Source organism: Sphingomonas sp. Leaf208 (assembly GCF_001421415.1).
GTDB lineage: Bacteria > Pseudomonadota > Alphaproteobacteria > Sphingomonadales > Sphingomonadaceae > Sphingomonas.
Genome location: NZ_LMKH01000035.1, coordinates 482,244 through 494,766, shown reverse-complemented (window position 1 = coordinate 494,766; position 12,523 = coordinate 482,244). Strand labels below are relative to the sequence as shown.

The 12,523-nt window shown below is 66.0% G+C and carries 8 protein-coding genes; 2 read left to right on the top strand and 6 right to left on the bottom strand.

Going from position 1 to position 12,523, the window contains the following annotated elements; all coding sequences use genetic code 11:
* Positions 1–112: 112 nt before the first annotated feature.
* From ASE69_RS17220 to ASE69_RS22225, 6 genes are all read right to left on the bottom strand, one after another.
* Complete coding sequence (locus ASE69_RS17220; protein ID WP_056489257.1) at positions 113–1,657, bottom strand: DHA2 family efflux MFS transporter permease subunit; 1,545 nt, start codon at positions 1,655–1,657, stop codon at positions 113–115.
* A 277-nt stretch (positions 1,658–1,934) separates the two neighbouring features.
* Entirely contained in the window at positions 1,935–3,098 is a 1,164-nt protein-coding gene (locus ASE69_RS17215) for an efflux RND transporter periplasmic adaptor subunit (protein ID WP_056489254.1), read from the bottom strand.
* Positions 3,095–4,504 (bottom strand): efflux transporter outer membrane subunit, encoded by a 1,410-nt coding sequence (locus ASE69_RS17210; protein ID WP_056489252.1) that lies wholly within the window; start codon positions 4,502–4,504, stop codon positions 3,095–3,097. Before ASE69_RS17210 ends, ASE69_RS17215 begins: the two co-directional genes overlap by 4 nt.
* Positions 4,501–4,971: a MarR family winged helix-turn-helix transcriptional regulator gene (locus tag ASE69_RS17205; RefSeq protein WP_056489250.1), complete on the bottom strand. Its 471-nt coding sequence runs from the start codon at positions 4,969–4,971 to the stop codon at positions 4,501–4,503. The genes ASE69_RS17210 and ASE69_RS17205 overlap by 4 nt, the downstream gene beginning before the upstream one ends.
* A gap of 200 nt (positions 4,972–5,171) precedes the next feature.
* Entirely contained in the window at positions 5,172–8,756 is a 3,585-nt protein-coding gene (locus tag ASE69_RS17200; RefSeq protein ID WP_235518913.1) for an autotransporter outer membrane beta-barrel domain-containing protein, read from the bottom strand.
* Between the two features lie 225 nt (positions 8,757–8,981).
* Entirely contained in the window at positions 8,982–9,131 is a 150-nt protein-coding gene (locus tag ASE69_RS22225; RefSeq protein WP_156362381.1) for a hypothetical protein, read from the bottom strand.
* A 131-nt stretch (positions 9,132–9,262) separates the two neighbouring features.
* On the opposite strand from ASE69_RS22225, the gene ASE69_RS17195 reads away from it, so the two are divergent.
* Positions 9,263–9,613 carry a hypothetical protein gene (locus ASE69_RS17195; RefSeq protein ID WP_056489248.1) on the top strand — a complete coding sequence of 117 codons (351 nt, stop codon included), beginning with the start codon at positions 9,263–9,265 and terminating at the stop codon, positions 9,611–9,613.
* 205 nt (positions 9,614–9,818) lie between these two features.
* The gene (acnA, locus tag ASE69_RS17190) at positions 9,819–12,515 is read left to right on the top strand and encodes an aconitate hydratase AcnA (RefSeq protein WP_056489246.1); all 2,697 of its coding nucleotides are present in this window, start codon (positions 9,819–9,821) and stop codon (positions 12,513–12,515) included.
* Positions 12,516–12,523 lie beyond the last annotated feature (8 nt).

Sequence of the window (12,523 nt, the reverse complement as noted above, 5' to 3'; positions counted from 1 at the left end):
AGTTCGTATCTGGTAAAGCGACCGTTAGGGGCCAAGTGGTTGCGATAACGTTTCAATCGGCGGGCAATCGTACGACGGCCCGCCGGTGGTGAGAAAACGACAACCGGAGCGATCAATCCGCCGCGATCGGTCCTTGCGGCGGACTGGCACGCCGCGTGAACCAGACGATGATCACCATTGCCAGGCACAGCCAGGCCGAGATGCGGAACAGGTCGGTCGACGCGAGCAGATACGCCTGCGCCACCATCTGCCGTGTGATCGCACCCGCCGCCTGGACGTCGGTCAGCCCCATCCGCGTCAGCGCACCCTGCGCCATCTGGTACGGCGAACCGGTCCCGATCGCTTCCGACAACCGGCTCTGGTGGAGCGTCTCGCGGCGATCCCAGGCGGTCGTTATGATCGATGCGGCGAAGCTGCCCGAGGTGATCCGCGCGAAGTTCGAGATGCCCGTCGCCGACGGCAGCCGCTCCGCCGGGATACGGTCGAGCGAGATCGTCAGCATCGCGAGGAAGAACGTGCTCATCGCGATCCCCTGCACCATCAGCGGCAGCATCAGGTCGTAGAAGCTCGCGCCCGTCGTATAGCCCGAGCGCAAATAATAGGAGTAGCCGAACGAGGCGAACGCAACCGTGGCGAGGATACGCGCGTCGATCTTGCCACTCAGTCGGGCGACGAACGGCGTCAGGATCACCGCCACCGCGCCCGATGGTGCGGCGACCAGCCCTGCCCAGGTCGCGGTGTAGCCGAGCTGCGTCTGCAACCAGAGCGGCAGCAGCAGCGTGTTGGCGAAGAACACCGCATAGCCGAGGCAGAACGCGATCGTCCCGATGGTGAAGTTGCGGCTCTTGAACAGCGACAGGTTCACCGCCGGATTGGCGTCGGTCAGCTCCCAGATGATCCAGCCGACAAAGCCGATCGCGGCGACGACCGCGGCGATGACGATGCGGTCGGCGGCGAACCAGTCGTCGTTCTTGCCGAGATCGAGCACGATCTGCAGCGCGCCGACCCAGATCACCAGCAGGATCAGCCCGACCTGATCGATCGGCAGTTTCCGCGTCGGCGTGTCGCGCTTGCCGAGCTTGTTCCAGCACACGAAGGCGCAGAACATCCCGAACGGCACGTTGATCAGGAAAATCCAGCTCCAGTGGTAGTTATCGGAGATGTAGCCGCCCAGGATCGGCCCCATGATCGGCGCGACCAGCGTCGTCATCGACCAGATGCCGAGCGCGGTGGAGCGCTTATGGACGGGGAAAATCGCGATCAGCAGCGCCTGGCTGCCCGGAATCATCGGTCCGGATACCGCGCCCTGGAGGATGCGGAAGCCGATCAGCGACGGCAGGTCCCATGCGATCCCGCACAGGAACGACGCGATCGTGAACAGGAAGACGGACACGCAGAACGTCCGCACCACGCCGAACCGCCCCATCAGCCACCCGGTCAACGGCACCGCGACTCCGTTGGCGACGGCGAACGCGGTGACGATCCAGGTGGAGTTGTCGCTGGAAACGCCGAGATTGCCGGCGATCGTGGGCAGCGAGACGTTGGCGATCGTCGTGTCGAGCACCTGCATGAAGGTGCCGAGCGCGAGCGCGAATGCGGTGAGCGCGAGCGAGCCGCCGACGAGGGGGGCGGGACCGGGGCCGGAGGGGGCTGCCATCAGGTAGCACTCCGTTCAGGGAGCCCAATCCCAACCAATCCACCACCCCGGCGAAGGCCGGGGCCCAGTTGGGGGACGCAGGTGACGAAAGACAGCGCGTCGTTACGACCACCTTTCCAACTGGGCCCCGGCCTCCGCCGGGGTGGTGCACCCTGAAACGCGGTGGACTGCCCCAAGCTTGTTTCCCCGCGAAGGCGGGGACCCAGACTGGGCTCCCGCCTTCGCGGGAGAACAAGGAGGGCAGGACCGCACCGAAGTAATGGCCACCGCAAAATCATCACCGGTTAGCCGCAATGATCTGGCGGATCTTCGCATCGACCGCGGCATCCCCCTGCCCGGTCGCGAGCCCCTTGTACGCCGCCACCGCAGGTCGCCCGACCATCGTCCCCGACTTGTCCGCCGTATCGACGATCGCGTTCACCGACAGCCCGACCCGCAGCGGATTGCGCCGCAGCTCACCCTTGTCGAGCGCGATCCGCACCGGCACGCGCTGGGTAATCTTGATCCAGTTCCCGCTCGCGTTCTGCGGCGGCAGCAGCGCGAACGCGTTCCCGCTACCCGCGCCCAGCCCGACGACATGGCCATGATAGACCAAATCATCGCCGTACATGTCCGCCGTGACCGTCGCTGCCTGCCCGATCCGCAGATCACGCAACTGCGTCTCACGGAAGTTCGCATCGACCCAGACCCGGTCGAGCGGCACCACGGCCATCAGCGGCATCCCCGCCGAAACCTGCTGCCCAAGCTGCACGGTGCGTTGCGCGACGACGCCGTCGATCGGCGCAACAACGTGCATATGGCTCCGCGTGATCGCCGCGCGACGATAGGCCGCGATCGCCGCCAGCACCGCCGGGTTGTTCGACACCGTGGTGCCGACGACGCCGTTACGCGACTGCGCCTGCTGGCTGCGCGCAAGTTGCAGCGTCGCGCTCGCCACCTTCACCTGGTCCGCCGCGTGGCTCAGTTCCTCGCCCGAGATCGCGCCTTCTGCGGCCGCCCCTCGACGACGCGCGAGGTCGTTCCGCGCCCGCGCCAGTTCGGCCTCCGCCTGCACGACCGCGGCCCCGGTCTCGTTCACCTTCGAGAAGTCGGACCGCGTAGCCCGTACCGCCCGCGCGAGTTCCGCCTCCGCCGAGGCCACGCCGACATCGGCAGTCGCCGCATCGAGATCGATCAACGGCTGGCCCGCCATCACGACCTGCGTGTTGTCAGCATGGATCGCGGTCACCTGCCCCGGATCGCGCGCGGTGATCGCCACCACGTCGCCTGCGACATAGGCGTCATCGGTCTCCTGCTCAGGCGCGGCGAGCAGAAAGTGGAACACCGCCCACACGATCGCACCGATCACGACGACCACGCCTAGGATCGTCAGCGCGCGCTTTCGTGCGCGCGGATTGCCGGTCGGAGCCGCGGCGGGCGCCGGCGTTTGCGTATCGGTCATCGCGTCATCCCCTGAAAATCATAACCACCACCCAGCGCCAGCACGAGCTGCACGCGCTGTTGCGCGGCATCGGCGGCGAGGTCGGCATCGGCCTGTTCGGCGGCCAGCGTACGGACGTCGTTGTCGACGAGGTCGAGCCGGCTATCGAGGCCGCTCGACACGCGGATCGCATTAAGCCGCCCGGTCTCGGCATAGCCGCGCACCACCTCGCGCTGTCGCTGCCGGTCCGCGTCGAGCGCCCCGATCCGCGCAACCGCATCGCCCGCCTCGCGCACCGCGCCGATCACCCGGTCGTTGTAATCCGCGGTCGCCAGATCGAGCGCCGCGGTCGCGCCGGCGAGGTCCGCCTTCAACCGGCCATTGTCGAAAATCGGCAGATGGATTGCCGGCCCGACGCCGACCGTGCCCGCATCGAGCGAGAACAGATTGCCCAGCCCGACCGCCTGGAACCCCGCCAGCGCCGCCAGATTGACGTTCGGATAGAACGCCTTTCGCGCGACCTGACGCCCGGCGGCCGCAGCCTCGATCCGCGCCTGCGCCGCCGCGATATCGGCACGTCGCGCGAGCAGGTCGGCCGGCACGGTCTTCGGCAACGGCAGCGCCGCGTCGAGCCGCAACGCGGTCGCACCGATCGTCGCCGGATAATCCGCACCACGCCCGGCCAGCGCCGCCAGCGCATTTTTCGCGAGCACCTGTGCCGCCTGCGCACGCAGCAACGCCTGCCGCGCCTGCGCCAGCAATGTCATCGCGGCCTGCGCGTCCAGCTTGCTCGCCAGATTGTTGCGGATCCGCACGTTCACCAGCTTCAGCGAATTCTGGCGCGTCGCGATCGTCCGCTGCGCGATCCCCGCCTGCGCCTCGGCGCGTTCGAGATCGATATACGTCTGCACGACCGCCCCCGAAAGCGCCATCCGCGCCGCCGCGACGTCGAGCGAAGCCGCGCGCACCGACGCCCGAGCACCCTCGATAGCCGCCTTCTGACGTCCGAACAGATCGAGGTTCCAGCTGAGGTTCGCCGCGGTCGACCCGACGAACCGCGTCGACCCGGCATAGGGCGGCGGGATCGTGTAGCGACCGCTCAGCCGCGCGAGTTGCTCTTGCGCATCGAGCGTCACGTCGGGGCCATTGTCGGCACGCCGCGTCGAAAGCACCGCCTGCGCCTGCGCGACCCGTGCCAGCGCCGCATCGAGCGACGGGCTGCCCGCGACCGAATCGCGCACCAGCCGATCGAGCTGCGGATCGCCAAACGACCGCCACCAGTCGGCCGCGATCACCGGCGCGGCGTCCGGAGCCAGCCCCAACGCTGTGGCCGATACCGGCTCCACGACAGTCTTCGAGGCCGGGATCGCGCATCCCGCGAGCAGCCCCGCCACCGTGATCGGGGCTAGGGCAGTGCCAATCTTCATGCGCGGCGTCCTTCGGTCAGAGCGTCGTCCAGCGTCGTGCGGAGTTTCTGCATCAGTTCGATCAACTTCTCGATTTCGGCCCGGTCCCAGCCCGTCAGCAGGGTATTCCAGTATTCTATGATCTTATCGCGACACCGGATCGCAACCGCCTCGCCGTCGGCCGTCAGTTCGAGATTCAGCACTCGCCGGTCGTCACTCGCGCGCGACCGTGTGACCCACCCGTTCTGCTCCATCGCGTCGACCAGCCGCGTCGTCGCACCCTTGTCGTGCGAAAGATCGCGCGCGAGGTCGGCACACGTCGCCGCCCGGCCTGCGAGGATGGACATGAGCGCCGACCACTGCGTCCCGGACAGACCCTCCGCCGCGAACACCGGCTCGATCAGGCTCTGCCCGATCTGATGGATCCGCCGCGCGAGGTAGCCAAGCGAGCAGTCCGGCCCGAATTCCGATTTGGTGTAGAACGCCATGTCGTTGCCATGGCAACCATTGCCCAGGCAGTCAATTGCGCGTTTTGCATGTTGAGTTGAGGACAGCGGACTGGTGGATGGACGCGCCTCGAAAGCGTTCAGTCCCCCAAATCTCAGGCCAGCTCGGCCGCGAATACGAAAAGGGCCACCCGCACGAGCGGATGACCCTTTCGCCATTCCAACGATCTAACCGCCCCCGATCAGAAGCGGAACTTGATCGAGCCCTTGTACGACTGGTTCGACACGTCCTTGCGCTCGACGGTGGTGTCCGCACCGACCGAGATGTCGACGCTGTCGCCGACCAGCGTCAGCCCGGCGCTGATCTCGCCCCAGTTCTTGTCCTGCCCGGCCAGCGCGAACAGCGCGTTCGGACCGATCCCGCCGACGAAGTTCGCGCCGAACACGCCCGGCGTCGACTGGAAGTCATGGACGTAGTTCGCGGCGGCATAAGGCCGGAACGAACCACTGCCGCTGAGCACCAGCCCGGCGCGCCCCTGCAGGCTGTCGAAGCTGTCGCGATCGACGAACAGGGCTGGTCCGCCGCCATTCTCGATCGACTTGCCGAAGCCGATATGGCTGGCGCGCATCGACACGCGCGGGCCGACCTTGAGCATCGACAGGTCGAACGCCTTGCCGAGCCCGACCTCGCTGACGACCGTCAACGCGTTGTCGGTGCCGCGCAGACGATAGCTGGTGCCGACGAAGCCGACATTGCGATCGGTCTTGGCGACGAACGCGCCTGCGCTGAATTGCGTATCGAGGACGATCCCCGATGCGGTCTCCAGCTTGCCGTACAGCGTGCCCTGGAACAGTTCGCCCTTCGCGCGCTGCGCAATGCCGCCGGTCGTTCCGTCGGTGTTGGTGTACGAGAACGAGAAGCCGATCACGCCGCCCTCGCCTGCCTGCTTTTCAAGACCGACAGCCGCGAAATAGCCGTCGAACTTGTCATGCCCGCCGAACGGATTGGTCCCCGGCATCGACCGGCTCTTGCCGTCGATATAGCCGCCCGCGATGAAGCCGCTCATGTCGTCGGGCAGACGACCCTGCTGCAACACGGTGCCGCTCGAGTCGCTCATCGTGTCCTGCCCGCCGGGAAGGTCGCTCGCCATCAGCGAGGCGACCTGGACCGGCTTGCCGATCAGCGCGAGCGTACCGCCGAGCCCGCCGCGCGTATCGATCTGCGCGATGTGATCCCGGTAGAAGCGCGACATCGTGTCGATCGACGCGACGCCGAGGCTCGACTTGAGCGTCTCGGCCCGCGGCGCAAGGCCCTCCAGCGTCGAGCGGATCGTCGCCGCGTTCTGCAGGTCGAGCGAGCCATATACCCCACTCAGCGCCGCATAGTTGGAGCGGTTCTGGTCGAGTAGCCCGGCATAGGCCGACTGGACCGGCGTCGCATCGACGACGTTGCGATACTGACCCGCGAGGATCCGCACCTGCACCGCGTTGGCGCTGTAGACATAGCTTGGCGTCAGGATCGCGCTGAGCGGGGTCACCGCACCGAACGCGCCGGTGATGCCGCCCTGTGCCGTCAGGATCGTGTAGAGGTCGTTATACCGCACGGTATAGCCGGCGACCGGCGCGAACCCGACGCGACCGCTGAGGCTGACGATGCCATTGGTCGCGGCCCCTGCCGTATTGAACGTCGTCGCCGCGAAGGCGAGCTTGTCCGAGGTGCCGTTCGGGCCGAGATCGACCAGCAGGTTGGTGCTCGAGGCGAGCACGCCGTTGCCGCCGATCGTCAGCGTGCCGATCGTGCCCGTCGTGCCGGGTGCGATCATCCCGGCGACGCTGGTGAAGAACGGCGTGTTGATCCGGCCCGATCCGGTGAGCATGCCCGACAGCATGAAGTAATCGCCGGGCGTCGAGATCACGCCGTCGTTCTGGACGACGCCGGTCACCTGGTTGATCGCCATCAGGCTGGTGAGCGACCCGGCCGACGTTACCGCCAGCTTCGCCGTGCTGCCCGAAACGGTGAACTTGTCGACCGTCACCGCAGAGTTCAGCGTGGTCGTGCCTGCCGCCGACAGCGTGACGTCGTAATAGCGTGCGCTACGCTGCGTCGTGCGATCGGGGTCGATGTTGTTGGGCACGAAATTGCTCGCGCCCGGCAGGCCGTTGGCGAGCGTCGGCGACAGCACCGCCAACGCCACGGCATCGCCGCCAGCACCGATGCTACCCGCTTGCGCGATGCTCTCGGCGCTACCGCCAAGCGTCGCGATATCCACGTTGGTCTTCTGCGCAATCGACTCGACGATCTTGCCTTCGCCGACCGTACCCGGTGCGCCCTTCGACGCAACGGCAACACCAGCCGCAGCCGATGTCGTTGCGCCATTGGTCGCAACCGGCTTGCCGTCGACATAGGTGACGTTGGTCTTGATGTCTAAACAGACGTCGATGCCGAAACCGGGCTCCTGATCGCAAATCTGTCCGAACTTGTTCGCATCTCCTGTGATCCCGGCCCCGGTCGTGGTCGGCACGCCGTTCACAAGCTTGCCGTCGACGATGATCTGGTAATTCGGATCGAGCGCCGTCACCCAATGCGACGCATCGGTCCACAGCCCGTCGCCAGTCTTCGTCTGTGCATAGCGGTAAGGATTGTTCGCCGCGATATAGTCCGAGAACAGGTATAGCGGCTGGTGCAAGCTCGCCGTGCCATAGGCGCCGAATGGCTGTTCGTTGAAAAAGCGATTGCCGCCCGACAGCACGCCGATCACGACCTGTTTGGCGAACGTCCGATCAAGGATCAGCGGACCGCCCGAATCACCACCCGCCGTCGTGCCTTCCTTGGCCAGCGGAGCGTCCTTGAACACGTTGAAATCATACGGGCTCGCAGCGGCGGTGCCACGGCGGGGATCGTCGAAATCGAGCTGGTACAGGTTCTGCGGCATGCCATCGATGGAACCGTAGAGGAACCCGTTCAGGTCGTCGAACGAGCCGAGGATACCGATCGTGTTCTCGGCGATACGGCGGCGGTAATCGATGCCGTTGGTGTCGCCGACCAGCGTGCCGCCCTGACCGCTGCGACCATAGCCGGTGATCGTGACGTGATAGCCGGTACCGCTGGTGTCGCCGATCGACGCAGGCGCGGGCAGTGCCGATAGCAGCAGCGCCCAGGTCGGCACGTTGGCGGCCGGCGTATCCAGCGTCGCGATCGCGACGTCGCCCTGCAGGAAGTTCTGCGAGAGCCCGAGCTTCAGCGAGTCGGCGTTATAGACGACCTGGTTGACGTTATAGAGGAAGTTGGCGGTGTTGGTCTTGTACTGCTGCGTGTTGACCGCGCCGGTCGCGGTGGTCGGCAGGAACCAGTCGAGCAGGGCCGGACGGTTGTTCTGCTGGAAACCAAACGCGATCGGGATGCCACCGCCCTGCGCACCATAGCCCCAGGGGTTCTGCGCGCCGGTGCCGGCGGCGTTCTCGTTCACGCAGTGCGCGGCGAAGATCACCGTGCGCGGATTGATCAGCGTCCCCGTGCACAGGCCGACGCCGCCGCCGCCCGTCGAGATCGTCATCTGGCCTACGCCGTTGACGCCGTTGCCGGGATCCTGCGCGGTCGTCGGCGTGCCCGGTGCCGAGATCACGATGTTCGGTTCGGAGACGAGGTCGGCGGGGTTCAGCGCGCTTGAATAGGCGATCGATTCAGGCCGCGGCAGGCGATCCTGCGCGGCCGCGATCGACGGCAGCGCCGCCGCGGCGAGCAACGCCGTCGAGGTCAGCAAAGCCGCGCGCGCATGGCGCGATCCGGTGCGTGCGCCGCGCGTGCGCGAGGTAGCGATAGTCGTCACATTCATCCCCTTGTCCGCGCCGCCCGCTGTGGGGCGTACGCCAATGTGACGAGGGTATGCAGACCATTTTGGGAACGCAATCAATGACTACGCTTCGTTCACGCTATTGTAATATTCCGTCGTGAACGTTGTAAAATTGTCACCTCGAGGCCGTTGCGGGCCATTCGATGTTTCACTGCACCGCGAGCGTTACTGTTCCCTCGGTTGGCGCAGAACTGGGTATTGTCAGGCGCTCGCCGGAGGAGTGTCCGCCAGTTCGTCGAGACAATGCGCCAGCAACGCTGCCATCAGGTATCGCTGCTGACCGTCGGCGATCGCTAACGCGTTTTCGATTGCGTCACGGAGAATCTGGGTGTCGTCGGTATTGTCGCCCATGACCTGTGTTCGGGTATGATGCGACGCCGCGCAATGTGAGAGGTTATCCTCGCCGTTACCAACCTGAGTTAGTCTCTAGAATGACATGATTTTTGCTAGCGCGTCGCAACCGCGATCTGTCATGTTAGCGTATGGCAATCGACACCGACTCGGCCCGCACCGCGGAAAACCTCCTCACGGTACGCGACATGCGCGGGGACATATTTCCCAGCGAGATCTTCGACGAACACGCGTGGAACATGCTGTTGCGGCTGTTCGTCGCGGAAGCCAGCGATGAGGCCATTACCGCACCCGACCTGATGGCGCTTACGAAGACGCCGCCGGCGGTGGGCCAGCGCTGGCTCGCCCATCTCGTCGCGGATGCGCAGATCGAGCCCTATTCGGACGGTGGTACGATAACGCTCACCCGTTCCGCGGTCGATCGCATGAACCTGTTCCTGCGACGCGCGGCCGGCGTCCACGAAAGTGATGGTCCCGCCTGACGCGCCAGTGCACTCGTCCACTCGGCAACGCGAAGGCGGAATAACCGGCCCACGGCACTCCCGCGCCCTTCCCCGATGCGCTCCCCCTTGCTAAAGCCCTCCCGGTAACAGCATTTTTTCGCTCGGTCCCCGACGCGCCCGCGTGGCCTATACGGCTGCTTTCCCCTCGGCGCCCGGCGGCCCGACGCCCACGGGAAGGACCCCTATGACTGCCATTGGCCAGGATACCCTCAAGACCCGCACCAGCCTCTCCACCGGCGGCAAGTCGTACGACTATTACAGCCTCGCCAAGGCGTCGGAACAGCTCGGCGACATCAGCCGCCTGCCCTTCTCGATGAAGGTGCTGCTCGAGAACCTGCTCCGCTTCGAGGACGGCGTGACCGTCACGCGCGAGGATATCCAGGCGATCGTCGACTGGCAGAAGGAGCGTCGCAGCGACCGCGAGATCCAGTATCGCCCGGCGCGCGTGCTGATGCAGGACTTCACCGGCGTCCCCTGCGTGGTCGATCTCGCGGCAATGCGCGATGCGATGACCAAGCTCGGCGGCAACCCCGAGAAGATCAACCCGCAGGTCCCCGTCCACCTCGTCATCGATCACTCGGTGATGGTCGACGAGTTCGGCACGCCCCAGGCGTTCCACGATAACGTCGATCTCGAATATGAGCGCAACATCGAGCGCTACGAGTTCCTCAAGTGGGGTTCGAAGGCGCTCGACAATTTCCAGGTCGTCCCCCCCGGCACCGGCATCTGCCACCAGGTGAACCTCGAATATATCGGCCAGGCCGTCTGGTCGTCGGCAGCGTCGGGTGACCACGGCGCCAAGCTTCCGGGGGGCACGATGATCGCGTATCCGGACACGCTGGTCGGCACCGACAGCCACACGACGATGATCAACGGCCTGGGCGTGCTCGGCTGGGGCGTCGGCGGGATCGAGGCCGAGGCCGCGATGCTCGGTCAGCCCGTGTCAATGCTGATCCCTGAAGTCGTCGGCTTCAAGCTGCTCGGCAAGCTGAACGAGGGCATCACCGCTACCGATCTCGTGCTCACCGTCACGCAGATGCTGCGCGCCAAGGGCGTGGTCGGCCGCTTCGTCGAGTTCTTCGGCCCAGGCCTGTCGTCGATGACGCTCGCCGATCGCGCGACGATCGCCAACATGGCACCCGAATACGGCGCGACCTGCGGCTTCTTCCCGATCGACGACAAGACGCTCGATTACATGCGCCTCACCGCGCGTTCGGACGAGAATGTCGAGTTGGTCGAGGCCTATGCCAAGGCCAACGGCTTCTGGCGCGACGAGAACGCCGAGGACCCCGTCTTCACCGACACTCTCGAGCTCGACATGGGCACCGTCGTCGCCTCGCTCGCCGGCCCCAAGCGCCCGCAGGACCGCGTCAGCCTCAACAAGGTCGACGAGGTGTTCAACAGCGACCTCCACAAGCTGTACCACAAGGAGCAGCCCGCGCGCGTCGCGGTCGAAGGTCGCGAGCATGACATCGGCGACGGCGACGTCGTGATCGCCGCAATCACCAGCTGCACCAACACCTCGAACCCGTCGGTGCTGGTCGCCGCAGGGCTCGTCGCGCGCAAGGCGAACGCACTCGGCCTGAAGTCGAAGCCGTGGGTGAAGACCTCGCTCGCCCCCGGTTCGCAGGTCGTCACCGACTATCTCGACAAGGCCGGCCTGACCGCGGACCTGAACGCGCTCGGCTTCAACCTCGTCGGCTATGGCTGCACGACCTGCATCGGCAACTCGGGCCCGCTCGCGCCTGCGATCTCGGCTGCGATCAACGAGAACGACCTCGTCGCCGCGTCGGTGCTGTCGGGCAACCGCAACTTCGAAGGCCGCGTGTCGCCGGACGTCCGCGCCAACTTCCTGGCCTCGCCGCCGCTGGTCGTTGCCTATGCGATCAAGGGCACCGTCACGACCGACATGATCGAGACGCCGCTGGGCCAGGGTTCGGACGGCCAGGACGTGTATCTGCGCGATATCTGGCCGACCAACGAGGAAGTCCGCACGACGATGGACGCCAACATCGACGCCGGCATGTTCGGCGCGCGCTACGGCGACGTCTATGCGGGCGACGCCAAGTGGCGCGAGATCGACGTCACGGGCTCGGACACGTACCAGTGGCGTGCGGGCTCGACCTATGTCGCCAACCCGCCGTATTTCGACGGCCTGTCGATGACCCCCGCCCCCGTGCAGGACATCATCGATGCCAAGCCGCTCGCGATCCTCGGCGATTCGATCACCACCGATCACATCTCGCCGGCCGGTTCGATCAAGGCCGACAGCCCCGCTGGCCGCTTCCTGCAGGAGCATCAGGTCAGCAAGGCGGACTTCAACAGCTATGGCGCGCGCCGCGGCAACCATGACGTGATGATGCGCGGCACGTTCGCCAACATCCGCATCAAGAACGAGATGGTCCCCGGGATCGAGGGCGGCATGTCGAAGTACGACGGCGAAGTCATGGCGATCTACGACGCCGCGATGCGCTTCAAGCAGGACGGCACGCCACTCGTGATCGTCGCGGGCAAGGAATACGGCACCGGCTCGTCGCGCGACTGGGCCGCGAAGGGCACCAACCTGCTCGGCGTCCGTGCGGTCATCACCGAGAGCTTCGAGCGCATCCACCGCTCGAACCTGGTCGGCATGGGCGTACTGCCGTTGCAGTTCGCCGAAGGGACCGATCGCAAGACGCTCGGCCTCGACGGCTCGGAGACGTTCACGATCCTCGACGTGGCGAGCATCCGCCCGCGCCAGGACGTCACCGTCAAGATGACCCGCGCCGACGGCAGCAGCGAGACGTTCCAGACCAAGTGCCGGATCGATACCGTCAACGAACTGGAATACTTCCTAAACGGCGGCATCCTCCACTACGTCCTGCGCAAGCTGGCCGCGTAAGACTGCCC

Bases quoted from the DNA above. Each gene is read 5' to 3' on its own strand.
- acnA (WP_056489246.1), top strand. From the start codon at position 9,819: ATGACTGCCATTGGCCAGGATACCCTCAAGACCCGCACCAGCCTCTCC.
- ASE69_RS17205 (WP_056489250.1), bottom strand. From the start codon at position 4,971: ATGGCGTTCTACACCAAATCGGAATTCGGGCCGGACTGCTCGCTTGGC.
- ASE69_RS17195 (WP_056489248.1), top strand. From the start codon at position 9,263: ATGGCAATCGACACCGACTCGGCCCGCACCGCGGAAAACCTCCTCACG.
- ASE69_RS17215 (WP_056489254.1), bottom strand. From the start codon at position 3,098: ATGACCGATACGCAAACGCCGGCGCCCGCCGCGGCTCCGACCGGCAAT.
- ASE69_RS17210 (WP_056489252.1), bottom strand. From the start codon at position 4,504: ATGAAGATTGGCACTGCCCTAGCCCCGATCACGGTGGCGGGGCTGCTC.
- ASE69_RS22225 (WP_156362381.1), bottom strand. From the start codon at position 9,131: ATGGGCGACAATACCGACGACACCCAGATTCTCCGTGACGCAATCGAA.
- ASE69_RS17220 (WP_056489257.1), bottom strand. From the start codon at position 1,657: ATGGCAGCCCCCTCCGGCCCCGGTCCCGCCCCCCTCGTCGGCGGCTCG.